Here is a 16,248-nt window from a genome sequence, read left to right as displayed (position 1 = left end):
CATGGGGGACACGTGCCTTAAAAATCGACAGCGATGCCCTTTTTCTCCCAATCGCCGTAGCGGACGGGCTCGGGGCCGTCGCGACCACCTAACTCTGTCGGCAGGTCCAGCGCCTGCTCGGCCTTGCGGCGTTCGGCGGCCTCCGCCAGCGCGCGCTGCGCGGCGGCGGGAAGCTCTTGTACCATCGGCATCGGATCGGGCGTGGGTTCTGGCGGGATATCCGGCCCGGGCTCTGGCATGGGTGTCGGATCATGGGGTGGGCTTGGCATGGGGCGTTTGCCGGCTTCGGTCATACTCTCATCCTCTTGAGGCCACTGTCCCCTTGATATACGCCGGAACCAAGCCCAGACAACCCGGGCACCCCAAAGAAGAAAGCGTATCGCATGTCAGACACCGGCGTTCAGGCCCGCAGAAGTGCGGTGTACCTTTTGGATATGATCCTGGGGGAAGAACGACTGATGTCAGAGCTCTCGTCGGCGGGGGCGTTGGACAAGCTGCCCCCCGATGACCGCGCACGGGCGCAGCGTCTGGCAATGGATACCCTGCGCGGGATGGAACGCGCCGACCGTCTGTTGCAAAAACACCTGTCGAAATACCCGCCGCTGACCGTGCGCAACGCGCTGCGCGTCGGCACGGTCGAACTGTGTCAGGGCGGCGCGGCCCACGGCGTTGTGAATGCGATGGTCGAACTGGTCGCAACGCATAAAAAACTGGGACACCTCAAGGGGCTTACCAATGCCGTTTTGCGCAAAATCGCCGCCGAAGGGCCAGAGGCATGGGCGGCCTTGCGCGCGCCGCGATTGCCAAAATGGCTGCGAGGTCCGCTGACCGAAGCCTGGGGGCCTGAGGCGATGACAGGGATCGAAGCCGCGCATTTCGCAGGCGCGCCACTGGATTTGACCGCAAAACGAGATCCTGAAGGTTTGGCCGCGGCCGTGGGCGGCACCGTCTTGCCGACCGGTTCGGTGCGCGTCGCCGATGCGGGGCAGGTCACCACCATGCCTGGTTTTGCCGAAGGCGATTGGTGGGTGCAGGACGCCGCCGCCGCGCTGCCCGTCAAAATCCTTGCGCCACAAAAAGGCGAGGCCGTGCTGGACCTTTGTGCCGCGCCCGGGGGCAAAACCATGCAGCTTGCCGCCGCAGGTGCGCAGGTGACGGCGGTCGATAACTCCAAGCAGCGGATGCAACGGGTTCGGGAAAACCTTGCACGGGTGCATCTGCCGGCCAAAGTCGTTGTCGTCGATGCGCGCCGGTTCGAAGGGACGTTTGACGCGATTCTGCTGGATGCGCCTTGCTCTGCCACGGGCACGATCCGTCGTCACCCCGATCTGCCCCACGCCAAGGATGGGTCTGAATTCGGTGATCTGATCGAGCTGCAGTCGGAAATGATCGACCATGCGTGGTCCCTTCTCAACCCCGGGGGGCGTCTCATTTTCTGCACCTGCTCCCTGTTGCCTGACGAAGGTGAAGTGCAAGTCGACGAGGCATTGGAACGTCATGCGGATATGCGCGTGGACCGCGACGCTTTGGCCGTGCCCGGTGTTGATCCTGCGTGGGCAACCCAAGAGGGTGGCCTGCGTTTGCGCCCCGATTACTGGCCTGAACTGGGGGGCATGGACGGGTTTTACATCGCCTGCCTGCGCAAGGACGCCTAAAGGCCTGACCTGACGCGGGCGGATTTGCGTCGCCCGCGATCAGCTATGTCAAAATGCGGTGACTCAGGTGGCAACAGCGGCTAACATCCGCAAAACGCCAGCAGAGCGTACAAGGGCAGCCGCATGACAAGTACCAGCTTCAATGCGCGAAAAACGCGTTTTCTAAACCGGTGGCACGCCCGTGCCGCGACCAAAACGCGTACCCAAGCGAGGGGATTCGTTTCCTCGCCCGAACCGCGCACCATCGGGTCTTTTGCGCGGGGGCGGCAGCTGATCGCGGGCAACCTCCTGTTTTCTGGCAGTCTGATCGAAGCGCCGGACGCGTCAAGCTTGTGGGAGGTCGCCACACCAGATCAGGATTTTGCGCGTGATCTGCACGGTTTCGCCTGGATGGATGATCTGGCTGCGGTTGGCGACGTGCGCGCCCGCGGCACGGCGCAGCGTTGGCTTTGGGGCTGGATCGACCATTACGGCAAGGGCCGAGGCATCGGCTGGACCCCTGATCTGACCGGCCGGCGGCTGATCCGTTGGATCAACCACGCGCTGTTTGTGCTGCGCGGCACCTCGCAAGACGAAAGCGATGTTTTCTATCGCTCGCTGGTCGAACAAACGGATTTCCTGTCGCGCCGTTGGCATGCTGCAGCCCCTGGTTTGCCGCGGTTCGAGGCGCTGACCGGGTTGATATACGCCGGTCTTTCGCTTGAGGGGCAAGAGGCGCGCGCCGATCCGGCGATCAAGGCACTGGCCCGCGAATGCGAGGCGCAGATCGATGCGCAGGGCGGCCTGCCCACCCGCAACCCCGAAGAGCTGCTGCACGCATTTACCCTTCTGACATGGGCCGCCGCCGCGCTAAGCGATGCGGGACGCGGCACGCCAACTGCGCATATGGAGGCGATCGAACGCATCGCGCCCACCCTGCGCACCCTGCGGCATTCCGACGGCGGGCTGGCGCGGTTCCATGGCGGCGGGCGCGGGGCCGAAGGCTGGCTGGATCACGCGCTGGCCACGGCGAAGATCAAGACGCGTCAGCCGGACGGGCTGTCGATGGGCTATGCGCGCCTGTCCGCAGGGCGCACCAGTGTGATCGTCGACGCCAGCCCGCCCCCCGGCGGGGCCGCATCGTTCAATGCCCATGCCTCTACGCTTGCGTTCGAACTGACCAGCGGGCGGCGCCCTTTGGTCGTGAACTGCGGGCCGGGCGATTCATTTGGCGCTGATTGGCGGCGGGCGGGGCGTGCGACACCGTCGCATTCCGGTCTGTCACTTGGCGGCTATTCCAGCGCGCGACTGGCAGAGCCCGACCGGCACACGGGCGCCGAGGCTTTGATCGAATGCCCGACCTACGTGCCCGTCGAAATCGGCTCCGTCGGGGATGGCACCCAGTTTCAGGGTGCGCATAATGGCTATGTCGCGGGCTTTGGCCTGACCCATGCCCGCAGTCTGGAACTGACCCACGACGGTCGCGGCCTCGCGGGGGAGGACATGCTGCTCGCGATAGAGCCCGCTGAAAAGCGTGTCTTTGATCGGGAAATGGATGCGGTGAAGCTTGCTGGTATCCCGTTCGAGATTCGTTTCCACCTGCACCCGGATGTGGATGCCACCGTCGATCTGGGCGGGGCGGCAATTTCCATGGCCCAGAAAAGCGGCGAAATCTGGGTGTTCCGTCATGATGGGACGCATAAACTGTCTTTGGAACCAAGCGTTTACCTTGAGCGCAACCGACTGAAACCCCGCGCGTCGCTGCAAATTCTGCTTAGCGGGCGGGTCGTCGACTATGCCAGCAGGGTCAGGTGGTCCTTGTCCAAAGCGCAGGAAACTGCGATTGGCGTGCGAGATTTATCGCTCGACGATCCATATGATGACCAAGACTGACCAAAGGAACCTCCCCGATGCCTGATCTTCACCCCGTCTCCCGCGCGCTTCTTTCCGTATCTGACAAGACCGGTCTGGTCGAGCTGGGGCAGGCGCTCGCGGCGCATGGGGTCGAATTGCTGAGCACCGGCGGCACCGCCAAGGCGCTGCGCGACGCAGGTCTGACGGTGAAAGATGTGTCCGAGGTCACCGGCTTCCCCGAGATGATGGACGGGCGGGTCAAGACGCTGCACCCCGTCGTGCACGGTGGGTTGCTAGCGCTGCGTGACAATGACGAACACGTCGCGGCGATGGACAAGCATGACATTGGCGCGATCGATCTGGTTGTGGTGAACCTGTATCCCTTTGAAGAAACCGTCGCCAAAGGGGCGGAATATGCCGAGGTGATCGAGAATATCGATATCGGTGGCCCTGCGATGATCCGCTCTGCCGCGAAGAACCACGGTTTTGTAAATGTGATCGTCGATGTCGAAGACTACGCGACAGTGATCAACGAACTTTCCGAGAATAACGGGCAGACCACCTATGCGCTGCGCCAGCGTTTGGCGCAGACGGCCTATGCCCGCACGGCGGCCTATGACACGGCTGTCAGCACATGGATGGCCGCGCAGGTCGGGGACACCCCGCGTCGTCGTACCGTGGGCGGCACGCTGGCACAGACCCTGCGCTACGGCGAGAACCCCCATCAGCAAGCGGCCTTCTACACCGATGGCTCGGCCCGTCCGGGTGTTGCCACGGCGACCCAGCATCAGGGTAAAGAACTGTCGTATAACAACATCAACGACACCGATGCGGCCTTTGAGCTGGTCAGCGAATTTGATCCGGCCAAAGGGCCTGCCTGTGCGATCATCAAGCACGCCAACCCATGCGGCGTGGCGCAAGGCACGTCGATGGTGGATGCCTATACCCGCGCGTTCGACTGCGACCGCACCAGCGCCTTTGGCGGGATTATCGCGCTGAACCAGACGCTTGACGCCGAAACAGCCGAGGCGATCAGCGCGATCTTTACCGAGGTCGTGATCGCCCCGAACGCGACACCCGAAGCGATGGAGATTTTTGGCAAGAAGAAGAACCTGCGCTTGCTGACCACCAACGGTCTGGCCGATCCGGCACAGGCGGCGTTGTCGTTCCGTCAGGTGTCGGGGGGCTATCTGGTGCAGGACAAAGACGTTGGGCGCATCACGATGGATGACCTGAAGGTCGTGACAAAGCGTCAGCCGTCCGATCAAGAGCTGTCGGACCTGATGTTCGCCTGGACCGTTGCGAAACACGTAAAATCCAACGCAATCATCTACGTCAAGGACGGCGCGACCGTGGGCGTTGGTGCCGGCCAGATGAGCCGTGTCGACAGCACGCGTATCGCCGCACGCAAAGCGCAGGATATGGCCGAAGCCATGGGCTTGCCCGCACCGCTGACGCAGGGCTCTGTCGTCGCTTCCGATGCGTTCTTCCCCTTTGCTGACGGGTTGATCACTGCCGCAGAAGCAGGGGCGACAGCGCTTATCCAGCCCGGCGGGTCGATGCGGGACCACGAAGTGATCGCAGCAGCGGACGAGGCCGGGCTTGCCATGGTCTTTACCGGCATGCGCCACTTCCGCCACTAATCACGGAAAGCGGTCGATATGCGTACTATTTTTTGGGCCGGTTTTGCGGCGTTTCTTGCGGATCAGCTTAGCAAGTATCTTGTCGTGCACACGATGGAGCTTAGCCGCATCCGGTCCATCGACGTATTGCCGCCGCTGATCAACTTTCGCTACGGCGAGAACCGCGGGATCAACTTTGGCCTTTTCGGTGATGGGTCCGACGCAAGTCGTTGGATCCTCATCGGGCTGGCCTGTGCAATCTGTGTGGGCGTGCTGATCTGGGCAAGCCGCCAAACCATGAGCCTTTGGGCCAATATCAGCGCAGGTCTGCTGATCGGGGGGGCGTTGGCCAATGTGGTTGACCGCCTGATCTACGGCTATGTGCTTGATTTCTTGAACATGTCTTGCTGCGGGATCAATAATCCTTTCGTGTTCAACATCGCCGATGTTTTCATTTTTGCGGGCGCTTTGGGGCTGATTTACTTTACCGGCGACACCAAAAAACCAGTGAAAGCCACACCGAAAAAGGCCCCGAAAAAAGGCCAGTGACAATTACCGCGTGACTGCGATATTGGTACAAAGACCTTAACAAGTCCTTAAGGAGATCCGTCATGCGCTTTGTCGCCGCTCTTGTCTTGCTACCGCTTGCCCTTGGGGCCTGCGGCAACACTGGCCTGCGGGACATTCGCAGCACTGCAAAAGGGCCTGATGAATTCATGGTCCAGCCCTCCAAACCCTTGCAGCAGCCTGACAGCTATAACGCGCTGCCCGTGCCAACGCCGGGGCAGGCGAACCTGACGGACCGCAACGCGATTGCCGAAGGGGTTCTGGCATTTGGCGGCACACCGCAAAGCAACGCGGCAGGCATCCCCGCTTCGGACGCCGCGCTGGTGCAGCAGGCCAGCCGCATGGGCGTGACGGCGAACATCCGTCAGGAACTCGCCGAAACCGATGCTGCGTTCCGCAAGCGCAAGGCGCGGTTCACGCAGATCAAGATCGTGCCGACAGATCGCTACGACCAAGCTTACAAACGCCAGATCTTGGATGCCCCCCGCGAGGCCGCGCGCTGGCGTCGGGCCGGTGCACGCACGCCCTCCGCCCCTCCGGCAGAGTGACGCTGGCTGAATTACAATTCTGTTAGGTCCCTTGATCGCCCCGTAAGGTGGCGTAAGTAAGAGGTCTCAGGACCCTGCTTAAAGGACCGACCATGATCAGATTACCGGCCCTCGGGGCCTTATTGGCGCTTGCGCTGCCCACCACAGCCGCGCTTGCGCGTGACAACGAAGACGTCACGCATTTCACCTTGGACAACGGGATGGAGGTCGTGGTCGTCGAAGACCACCGCGCCCCCGCTGTGCAGCAAATGGTGTGGTACCGCGCTGGCTCGGCGGACGAACCCAAAGGGTCGTCGGGCGTGGCGCATTTTCTTGAACACCTGCTTTTCAAAGCCACCGACAAGATGGAGTCGGGCGAGTTTTCAGCCACGGTTGCCAAGAATGGCGGGCGCGATAACGCCTTCACCAGCTATGATTATACCGCCTATTTCCAACGGGTTGCCGCAGACCGGCTTGAGCTGATGATGCAGATGGAATCCGACCGGATGAAAAACATCCGCCTGACACCGGAAAACATCGCGACCGAACGGGATGTGATCATCGAAGAACGCAACCAGCGCACCGAGAATGACCCGAGCGCACTGTTCCGTGAACAGCTGAACGCCGCGCAATACCTCAACCACCGCTACGGCACGCCGATCATCGGCTGGATGCACGAGATGCGCGAGCTGGACCTGCAGGATGCACTGGATTTCTACAAACTGTATTATTCCCCCAACAACGCGATCCTCGTCGTGTCGGGCGATGTAGAGCCTGACAATGTGCGACAGTTGGCGGAGCAGTATTACGGTGAAATCCCCGCCAATCCCGAACTGCCTGAACGTTTGCGCACCCAAGAACCGCCCCAAACCGCTGAACGCCGTCTGACTTTTCGCGATGACCGCGTTGCTCAGGAATACGTCAGCCGGTCCTATCTGGCGCAGGAACGGGATCCCGGCGACCAGAAAACCGCAGCGGCCCTGACCATGTTGGCCGAACTCCTGGGCGGTGGCACCACATCCTATTTCGCCGAAAAACTGCAGTTTGACACGCCTGTCGCGACCTATTCTGCAGCGTTCTACAGCGGTCAATCGCTGGATGATACGACCTTTAACCTTGTCGTCGTGCCGCAACCCGGCGTGTCCCTACAGGACGCCGAAGATGCGATGGACGCGGCTGTTGCCGGCTTCATGAAAGACGGTGTGGATGCCAAACAGCTTGAACGGATCAAGCAACAGGTCCGTGCTGAACAAATCTATGCCCGCGATAACGCCGACAGCGTCGCCAACCGCTATGGCAGCGCCCTTGCCATCGAGTTGACCGTGCAAGACGTACAAGATTGGCCGGATGTGCTCGAGGCCGTGACGGCCGAAGACATCATGCAGGCCGCCAAGGATGTGTTTAACCGCGAGGCTTCTGTCACAGGGTGGCTGATGCGCGAAGAGGTGACGGAATGAGACTGTTTTACGCAATCGTCCTGACGGTTCTAGCCGCTCTGCCCGCCCGGGCCGAGGTGGACATCCAAGAGGTCACCTCCCCCGGTGGCATCACCGCGTGGCTGGTAGAGGAACATTCGATCCCCTTCGTCGCACTTGATGTGCGCTTTCGCGGCGGTGCGTCGCTGGATGCGCCTGAAAAACGCGGCGCAACCAACCTGATGACCGGCCTGCTGGAAGAGGGGGCCGGTGACATGGACGCGCGCGATTTCGCCCGTGCCGCCGAAGGGCTGGCGAGCAGTTTCCGGTTCAGTGTGGATGACGACGCGCTTTCCGTATCCTCGCGGTTTCTCACCGAAAATCAGGACGCGTCGATCGCGCTGTTGAAACAGGCGTTGCAGACGCCTCGGTTTGACCCGGATGCGATTGAACGGGTGCGCGGGCAGGTGCTTTCGGGTATCCGCTCCAGCGCGAAAGACCCGAACGATATCGCGCGCAAGAAGATGGACGAGCTGCTGTATGGCGATCACCCCTACGGCGCGCCGCTGAGCGGGACCGAAGAAACAGTGACCGCCCTGACGCGCGATGACCTTATCGCGGCCCATAAGGCTGTGCTGGCGCGCGACCGTATCTTCATCGGTGCGGTGGGGGACATCACGCCCGAAGAGCTGGGCCTGATGCTTGACGACCTGTTGGGCGATCTGCCCGAAACCGGTGCACCGCTGCCCCCGCAGGCCGAAGTCTCTATCCCGTCGGGCACCACGGTCGTCGATTTCCCCACGCCCCAATCCGTCGCTATTTTTGCGCAAAAGGGCATTTCCCAGAAGGACGATGATTTCTTTACCGCGACCGTGCTGAACCAAGTGCTTGGCGGTGGATCGTTTGAAAGCCGTTTGATGACCGAGGTGCGCGAGAAACGCGGGCTGACCTATGGCGTCTATTCCTATCTGGTGCCGATGGATCTGGCTGAAACCTGGCAAGGATCGGTCAGTTCGGCGAACGACCGGATCGGGCAGGCGATGGATGTGATCAAGGGCGAATGGTCCAAAGCCGCGGCCGAGGGCGTCACCCAGCAAGAGTTGGACGATGCCAAGACCTATATCACAGGCTCCTACCCGCTGCGTTTTGATGGCAACCAGACCATCGCGAGCATCCTTGTGGGGATGCAGATGATCGATCTGCCCATCGACTATATCGCCACGCGCAACGACAAGGTCGAGGCGGTGACGCTGGACGATGTGAAACGTGTTGCCGACGACCTGCTGGACCCTGACGGGTTGGCTTTTGTTGTCGTCGGCCAACCCGAAGGGATCGAGGCCACGGCGCAGGAAAGCGACTGACTTCTGCTTTCGCCACAAGATCAATCACAAAAAACGGGCGCTTCTCAGCGCCCGTTTTCGTTTCAGGATATCGGCGGGTTATTCGCCGTAGGGGATCCAGATATTCTTGACCTCGGTCGCGGCGTGCAAGAACGCTTTGCCTTCGCCCTCTGCGCCGTCCCAGTCGCGGGCCATGCCGTTGTTGACCCATGTGCGCTTCAGGTTCTGCGCGCTGGCCCGCTCCACGGTTTCGCTTTGCGCCTTGTCGCCAAAGCTCCAGACCGCATCCACATCCATATGCCGCGCCAGTGTTTCGGCGGTGTCCTTCTGCGGGCCGGTCAGAATATTCACCACACCCGCCGGCACGTCAGAGGTTTCAAGCACCTGCACAAAATCCGTCGCAGCAAGCGGGAAGGGGCCACTGGCGGACAAAACGATCCGGTTCCCCATCGCAATCGCCGGTGCCATGCAAGAGATCAGCCCCAGCAAGGGTGCCTCCGCCGGGCAAAGCGCGCCGATCACGCCCACAGGTTCCTTCATAGCAAGCGCCACGCCGCGGATCGGCACGCCATGCACCTGCCCATCATACTTGTCGGCCCAGGCCGCGTAGGTGAACAGACGTTTGACCGCAAGATCGACCTCGGTTTTGCCGGATTTAGTGCCCTGCATCGCATCCAGACGCCGCGCGAATACATCCCCGCGTGCCGCCAGATTTTCAGCGATGTAATAGAGGATCTGCGCGCGCAGATGGCCGGTGGTCTTGCTCCACCCCTTCGCGGCATGAGCCGCTTCCACGGCATTGCGCACATCCTTGCGCGAAGCGAGCGAGACATGGCCCAGCAGATCGCCGGACTTGCCCCAGACCGGTGCGGAATAGCCGCTGTCGGGGCGGCTTTGCTTGCCGCCGATATACAGCTTGGCCGTCCGGTCAATCGGGTCAGCTGGCGTGCCGCTCCCGGTAAAGGCCGTAACCTCTTTCAACGGTTTTTGAGTGGTTTTCGGACGGGTATAGGCCGCCAGCCCTTCCCAGCCACCTTCGCGACCAAAGCCGCTTTCGCGCACACCACCAAAGCCCGCGGCCGCATCCATCATATTGGTGCCGTTCACCCAGACGATGCCCGATACCAGCTTGGGCGCGATATCCAGCGCGAGGTTGATATTCTCGGACCAGACCGTCGCCGCCAGCCCGTAGCGGGTGTTATTGGCCAGCTCGACCGCCTCGGCAGGGGTGCGGAAGGTGGTAGATACCAGCACGGGGCCAAAGATCTCGTCCTGCATCAAGGGGTCAGCAGGGTTCATGCCGGTGATCAATGTGGGTGGATAATAGCATCCGGTCGCGGGGATATCACCTGCGGTAAACACCTCGCCACTGGTGTTGGCGGCGACCATTTCGGTCACGCGCTGCACCTGAACGGGGTCCACCAGCGCGCCCACATCGACGGATTTATCCAGCGGATCACCGACCCGCAGCTTCGCCATCCGCGCCCGCAGCTTGGCATAGAACCGATCCGCAACAGGCTCATGCACCAGCAGGCGCGAGCCTGCACAGCAGACCTGCCCCTGATTGAACCAGATCGCATCGACCAGCCCCTCGACAGCGGAATCCAGATCCGCATCGTCAAACACGATATAGGGCGACTTGCCCCCCAGCTCGAGCGTCAGCGCCTTGCCGCTTCCAGCAGTCGCCTCGCGGATGCGCCGCCCGACAGGGGTCGATCCGGTAAAGGCGATCTTGTCGACCTCAGCCTGCACGATCATCTCGCCCACGGCACCGTCACCGGTGACAATATTGACGACACCCTTGGGCAGGCCCGCCTGCACACAGATATCCGCAAACAGCAGCGCGGTCAGCGACGTATACTCCGCCGGTTTCAATACCACCGTATTCCCCATCGCCAAAGCAGGGGCCACTTTCCACGCCAGCATCAGCAGCGGGAAGTTCCACGGGATGATCTGCCCACATACGCCAAGCGCTTCTGCGTCGGGCAGCTCGGACTCCATCAACTGGGCCATGCCCGCGTGGTAATAGAAATGCCGCTGCGCTAGGGGCACATCCACATCGCGCGCCTCACGGATGGGTTTGCCGTTGTCCAGCGTTTCCAGCACGGCGAACAACCGGCTGTGTTTTTGCAGCAACCGCGCCAACGCATAAAGGAACCGCGCCCGCCCGTGCCCGCCCAGCTTGGCCCATTTGGGCTGCGCCTTGCGCGCCGCGGCAACCGCGGTGTCGACCTCTGCCTGGTTGGCCTGCGTCAACGTTGCCAGCACATTGCCATTGGCAGGGTTGCGGCTTTCGAAATCATCCCGCGCCTCGGTGAACGCGCCGTCGATGAAATGCCCGAAACGGCTGCCCTGATCGACCAGCCACGCCAGTGCGTCAGCGGCATTTTCCGGTGCCGTCCCATAGTCCATTGTTTCATAGATTTCGGACACGCTCATGGGTTCACCCTTTTCAAAATACTCAAATCCGACATTGGTTTCACGCGGCTCAGCTGATGGCGTGACGATGGCTTGCGGAATAGCTGCCCGACACATGGTGGTCGAGCTGACGTTCGATGTCGCCCAACAGCGACGAGGCCCCGAACCGGAAGAGGTCGGGCTGCAACCAGCGGTCGCCCAATTCCTCTTTCATCATGGCCAGATAGACCAACGCGTCCTTTGCCTTCGATATCCCGCCCGCGGGCTTGTAGCCAACGCGAAAGCCGGTGCGGTCGAAATAGTCGCGAATCGCGCGGATCATCACGAGGGTCACGGGCAGGGTCGCATTCACGCTTTCCTTACCGGTGGAGGTCTTGATGAAGTCAGCACCCGCCATCATGCAGATCAGCGAGGCACGCGCGACGTTGCGCAGGCTGCCCAACTCTCCGGTCGCGAGGATCGCTTTGACATGCGCATCGCCACAAGCGGCTCGGAAGGCACGCATCTCATCATAAAGCGCCTGCCAGTCGCCTGACAGCACATGGCGGCGCGAAATAACGATGTCGATCTCGGCGGCACCGGCGGCGACGCTCATCTCGATCTCGCGCAGGCGCAGCTCGAACGGGGAGAGACCGGCGGGAAAACCTGTAGAAACGGCGGCAATCGGGATGCCCGTGCCCTGCAGTGCTGCTTTGGCGGGGGCGATCATCTCGTGGTAGACACAGACCGCGCCCACGGTGATCTGTGACATGCCAAGCGCGTCCAGCAGCGCGGGCGCAATCGGTTGACGTGCCTTCGCACAAAGCCGCTCGACACGGCGGGCGGTATCATCCCCCGACAGCGTGGTCAGGTCGATACAGCTGACGGCGCGCAGCAGCCACGCGGCCTGATAATCTTTCTTCACGGAACGGCGCGCGGGCAAACCCGCGGCGCGGCGCTCCACCGCAGAGGAGTTCACCTGCACGGCGCGCACCCAATCCATATCCAGCGGCATCCCCGGATTGCGGGGTTCCGTCACCTGTGGCAGGTGGCTTTGGGCCAGTTCGGTCGGGTCATATACATGCGTGGACATGGGCGCTTTCCTGTCTGATCAGACAGGCAATGTGCCACGGGGCAACGGCGCAATGCAAGCATCGCGCCCTCACGTCACATCCGCCAGCGGCGTTCAGCTGCCGCGATAGGTTGAATAGCCGAACGGCGATAGCAAAAGGGGCACGTGATAATGCGCATCCGCATCCGAAATGCCAAAGCGCAGGGGGATCTGGTCAAGGAAACGCGGTGCTTCGGGCTCCGCTCCGATGGCATCAAGATAGGCACCGGCTTCGAACACCAGCTCATACGTGCCAGCCGCAAACTGGCCCTTGGGCAAGATCGGCGTGTCGGTGCGACCGTCAGCATTGGTGGTCATCTGCACCAGCTTCATGCGGTTGGCCCCTTCGATCCGGTAAAGCGTGATTTCCAGCCCGCCTGCGGGGCGGCCGCGTGCGGTGTCCAGAACATGCGTCGTCAAATAGCCGTTTGCCATGAGTGGTGTCTTTCCTGATCCGTTGGACCCTTACGATAGGCGGGTGTCGGGCTAGGTCAATGGCGGATCGGCGGGCGGCTTTCTTGGCGCGCCAGCGCAGAAACGGGCGGTGATTCGGGCGCTGGCGAAAAATAATGCGCCTACCGAATCGTTTTTGCTTGAGCCGCGAATCATCCTGCGCCTATATGGTACACAACATTCAATCGGAGGTGTTGCCTGCCAGCGACCCATACAATCCGAGTATGTATTCTGGGGGACAGAATTCTTATGATCGGGCAAGTCGCACGTGGTGCGACGATCATTGGGCAGGGGCCGACAGGACTCGTGTTGCATAGCGCATCAAGAGCGGCCCCTTCCACTCACTTCCCGCCCGATATGCCCCCCGCATGTGTTTAAGTTTCAGGCCGGCCAGCGCCTTAGAACTTTCGCTATAAGAGAGCAGGGCCACTCGAGCCGATCTGGCAGCCAGCCGACCTTTCGGGAAGGGTTGGCTGGCTGTACATTGCGAAAAATCAGTGCCAGAAAACCGTTGGTTGACGAAAACAACGGCCCGCAGCGCGCGGTTTCCCCGCGTGCGCAGGCGCTGACCAAAGGACGATCCCATGACACGCTACCCTCGTGATTTTCACGGCTACGGCCCCACACCGCCTGATGCACAATGGCCGGGCGGCGCGCGGATCGCGGTGCAATTCGTGCTGAACTATGAAGAAGGCGGCGAGAACTGTCTGCTTCACGGGGATGCCGCGTCAGAGGCCTTCTTGTCCGAAATCGTCGGGGCCGCCCCTTGGCCGGGGCAACGTCACTGGAACATGGAATCCATCTATGACTACGGCGCGCGGGCGGGCTTTTGGCGGTTGCACCGTCTGTTCACGGGTGCGGATATCCCTGTTACCGTTTATGGCGTCGCCACCGCCTTGGCGCGGTCCCCGCAGCAGGTAGAGGCGATGACCCAAGCCGACTGGGAGATCGCAAGCCACGGGCTTAAGTGGATCGACTACAAGGATCACACCGCCGAGGTCGAAAGCGCCGATATGGACGAGGCGATCCGACTGCACCGCGAGGTGGTCGGTACAGCACCGCGTGGCTGGTACACGGGGCGCAGCTCTGTGAACACGGTTGCGCTGGCGGCAGAGACGGGGGCCTTCGACTATATCTCGGATACATACGACGATGATCTGCCCTATTGGATGCAGGTGGCAGGGCGCGACCAGCTGATTATCCCCTATACGCTTGATTGCAACGACATGCGCTTTGCCACGCCACAGGGTTTTAACTCGGGCGATCAATTCTATGCCTATCTGCGCGATACCTTCGATGCGCTTTATGCCGAAGGCAGCGCCGGGCAGGCCAAAATGATGTCGGTCGGGTTGCATTGCCGTCTGATCGGGCGGCCCGGACGGATACAGGCGCTGAAACGCTTTATCGACTATATCAAAGGGTTCGAGGGCGTCTGGACGCCGCGCCGCATCGATATTGCCGACCATTGGCGCGCAACCCATCCGCCTCAGCCGCGCCTGCGTCTGGACCAGATGGACCGCGCCAGTTTTGTCGCGAAATTCGGCGGGGTGTTCGAACATTCACCGTGGATCGCCGAACGCGCCTACGAGCTTGAACTAGGCCCCGCGCATAACTCTGTCGCGGGGATACATAATGCTTTGGCACGGATGTTCCGGTCGGCGACGCGGGCGGAACGCTTGGGCGTGCTAACCGCGCACCCCGATCTGGCGGGCAAGCTAGCGGCGGCCAAACGGCTGACGGCTGAAAGCACGCAAGAACAAGCCAGCGCCGGGCTGGACGCCTTGACCGATGCCGAGCGTACGCGCTTTGAGACGTTGAACAGCCAATATGTCGCGAAACACGGGTTTCCCTTTATCATCGCGGTGAAGGATCACGACAAGGACGGCATCCTGCGCCAGTTCGAGACCCGCATCGCCAACGCAACCGAAGATGAATTTACCAGCGCATGCGCGCAGGTCGAACGGATCGCGCGGCTGCGGTTGGAGGATATGCTATGACCTATGCCTTCCCCCCCGGCGGTCTGCCGGACCAGACGGTCTCTCCTGAAAGCACGGCTGTGTTCACGGACGCCTACGCGGTGATCCCTGCCTCGGTGCAGCGGGACATCGTAACCAGCTTGCTGCCCGAATGGGTGAACACACGCGCGTGGGTGCTGGCGCGGCCGCTGACCGGATTTGCCGAAACCTTCGCGCAATACGCGGTAGAGCTTGCCCCCGAGGGTGGCAGCGACACACCCGAGCCGGACACGCAGGCGCAAGCGGTCTTGTTTGTGGCCACAGGCCGCGCGCGGTTGACGCTTGACGGGCAGAGGTATGATCTGGTGGCAGGGTCTTACGCCTATATTCCCCCTGCGGCCAAATGGACGCTGTGGAACACCGGCGATACGCCTTGCGGCTTGCACTGGGTGCGCAAGCGCTATGTGCCCGTGGACGGCATGGATGCGCCTGAGGCATTCGTAACCCACGACGACGAAGTCGCGCCGATTGCCATGCCCGATACTGATGGCGCTTGGGCGACCCAGCGTTTCGCGGACCCAGGCGATCTGCGCCACGATATGCACGTCAATATCGTGACCTTCCAGCCCGGCGGGCGCATCCCTTTCGCAGAGACCCATGTGATGGAACACGGGCTCTACGTCATTCAGGGCACGGCAGATTATTTGCTGAACCGCGACTGGGTGCCGGTAGAGGCGGGCGATTTCATGTGGCTACGCGCTTTTTGTCCGCAGGCCTGTATCGCAACGGGGCAAGAACCCTTCCGCTATCTGTTGTATAAGGATGTGAACCGCCACATGCCGCTGTCGCTGTGAGCCTGCGCGAGATCACCGTTCAGCCGCTGACCGCTGTCGCCTTCGCCCCTTTCGGTGAAGTGCTGGACGCGTCGGGTGCGCCGGACCGGATCATCAACGCGGGGCTTTGTGGGCGGCACCATGATCTGGCAAAGCTCGATTTCGGGCCCGACGGTCGCGCGGGCATCAGCATCTTTAACGCGCAGGCCCGTAGCCTGCCGTACCAGTTGGACCTGCTTGAACGGCACCCCGAAGGGTCGCAAGCCTTCCTCCCGCTGACGGGCGAGCCGTTTCTCGTGATCGTAGCACCTGACGAGGGCGATACCCCCGGCGCACCGCTGGCTTTCATGACCGCGCCGCATCAGGGCGTGAACTTTCACCGCGGCACATGGCACGGCGTGCTTACCCCTTTGGCAGAGCCCGGGCTTTTCGCCGTGGTGGACCGCATCGGGACCAGCCCCAACCTTGACGAATACCCGCTTGACCCGCCTTATGTGATCAAGGGGTAAACCCCGCAGATAATCGGACCGCACCAATAGC

The 16,248-nt window shown here is 61.7% G+C and carries 14 protein-coding genes; 10 read left to right on the top strand and 4 right to left on the bottom strand.

Translation table 11 applies throughout. The features are described from left to right. Nucleotides 1–17: 17 nt before the first annotated feature. Nucleotides 18–191: a DUF1674 domain-containing protein gene (locus tag GLP43_RS00880; RefSeq protein ID WP_237279898.1), complete on the bottom strand. Its 174-nt coding sequence runs from the start codon at nt 189–191 to the stop codon at nt 18–20. Nucleotides 192–383: 192 nt separating this feature from the next. Here GLP43_RS00880 and GLP43_RS00875 point away from each other — a divergent pair, with 192 nt between their 5' ends. The 7 genes from GLP43_RS00875 (at nt 384) to GLP43_RS00845 (ending at nt 8,980) form a co-directional block, all read left to right on the top strand. Then, nucleotides 384–1,655, top strand: a complete 1,272-nt coding sequence (locus GLP43_RS00875; RefSeq protein WP_237277834.1) for an RsmB/NOP family class I SAM-dependent RNA methyltransferase — start codon at nt 384–386, stop codon at nt 1,653–1,655. Between the two features lie 123 nt (nt 1,656–1,778). Beyond that, complete coding sequence (locus GLP43_RS00870) at nt 1,779–3,527, top strand: heparinase II/III family protein (RefSeq protein WP_237277833.1); 1,749 nt, start codon at nt 1,779–1,781, stop codon at nt 3,525–3,527. A gap of 17 nt (nt 3,528–3,544) precedes the next feature. Continuing rightward, entirely contained in the window at nt 3,545–5,131 is a 1,587-nt protein-coding gene (gene purH / locus GLP43_RS00865; protein ID WP_237277832.1) for a bifunctional phosphoribosylaminoimidazolecarboxamide formyltransferase/IMP cyclohydrolase, read from the top strand. Between the two features lie 18 nt (nt 5,132–5,149). Further along, entirely contained in the window at nt 5,150–5,659 is a 510-nt protein-coding gene (lspA, locus tag GLP43_RS00860; protein WP_237277831.1) for a signal peptidase II, read from the top strand. Nucleotides 5,660–5,721: 62 nt separating this feature from the next. Beyond that, the gene (locus tag GLP43_RS00855) at nt 5,722–6,225 is read left to right on the top strand and encodes a DUF3035 domain-containing protein (protein ID WP_237277830.1); all 504 of its coding nucleotides are present in this window, start codon (nt 5,722–5,724) and stop codon (nt 6,223–6,225) included. 92 nt (nt 6,226–6,317) lie between these two features. Further along, on the top strand, nt 6,318–7,661 hold the full coding sequence (locus GLP43_RS00850) for a M16 family metallopeptidase (RefSeq protein WP_237277829.1): 1,344 nt from the start codon (nt 6,318–6,320) through the stop codon (nt 7,659–7,661). After that, the gene (locus tag GLP43_RS00845; protein ID WP_237277828.1) at nt 7,658–8,980 is read left to right on the top strand and encodes a M16 family metallopeptidase; all 1,323 of its coding nucleotides are present in this window, start codon (nt 7,658–7,660) and stop codon (nt 8,978–8,980) included. Before GLP43_RS00850 ends, GLP43_RS00845 begins: the two co-directional genes overlap by 4 nt. 78 nt (nt 8,981–9,058) lie before the next feature. On the opposite strand, the gene GLP43_RS00840 is transcribed toward GLP43_RS00845, so the two are convergent. The 3 genes from GLP43_RS00840 to uraH all read right to left on the bottom strand — a co-directional run bounded on the left by GLP43_RS00840 (nt 9,059) and on the right by uraH (nt 12,902). Further along, entirely contained in the window at nt 9,059–11,398 is a 2,340-nt protein-coding gene (locus GLP43_RS00840) for an aldehyde dehydrogenase family protein (RefSeq protein ID WP_237277827.1), read from the bottom strand. A 49-nt stretch (nt 11,399–11,447) separates the two neighbouring features. Beyond that, nucleotides 11,448–12,449 carry a deoxyribose-phosphate aldolase gene (gene deoC / locus GLP43_RS00835; protein ID WP_037965258.1) on the bottom strand — a complete coding sequence of 334 codons (1,002 nt, stop codon included), beginning with the start codon at nt 12,447–12,449 and terminating at the stop codon, nt 11,448–11,450. Nucleotides 12,450–12,542: 93 nt separating this feature from the next. Further along, on the bottom strand, nt 12,543–12,902 hold the full coding sequence (uraH, locus tag GLP43_RS00830; protein ID WP_005850231.1) for a hydroxyisourate hydrolase: 360 nt from the start codon (nt 12,900–12,902) through the stop codon (nt 12,543–12,545). 602 nt (nt 12,903–13,504) lie between these two features. Between uraH and puuE the strand changes: the two genes are divergently transcribed. Genes puuE through GLP43_RS00815 form a run of 3 tightly spaced genes read left to right on the top strand, consistent with a single transcriptional unit; the run spans nt 13,505 to nt 16,217 of the window. Continuing rightward, nucleotides 13,505–14,917: an allantoinase PuuE gene (gene puuE, locus GLP43_RS00825; protein ID WP_237277826.1), complete on the top strand. Its 1,413-nt coding sequence runs from the start codon at nt 13,505–13,507 to the stop codon at nt 14,915–14,917. Continuing rightward, entirely contained in the window at nt 14,914–15,729 is an 816-nt protein-coding gene (locus GLP43_RS00820; RefSeq protein ID WP_237277825.1) for a bifunctional allantoicase/(S)-ureidoglycine aminohydrolase, read from the top strand. The genes puuE and GLP43_RS00820 overlap by 4 nt, the downstream gene beginning before the upstream one ends. After that, nucleotides 15,726–16,217 carry an ureidoglycolate lyase gene (locus tag GLP43_RS00815; RefSeq protein WP_237277824.1) on the top strand — a complete coding sequence of 164 codons (492 nt, stop codon included), beginning with the start codon at nt 15,726–15,728 and terminating at the stop codon, nt 16,215–16,217. Before GLP43_RS00820 ends, GLP43_RS00815 begins: the two co-directional genes overlap by 4 nt. The last annotated feature ends 31 nt before the right edge of the window (nt 16,218–16,248 follow it).

The organism is Sulfitobacter sp. M39, assembly GCF_021735935.1.
In the GTDB taxonomy this organism is placed as follows: Bacteria; Pseudomonadota; Alphaproteobacteria; order Rhodobacterales; family Rhodobacteraceae; genus Sulfitobacter.
Note: the sequence above shows the minus strand (reverse complement) of the source record. Positions and strands in the feature narration are given on the sequence as shown.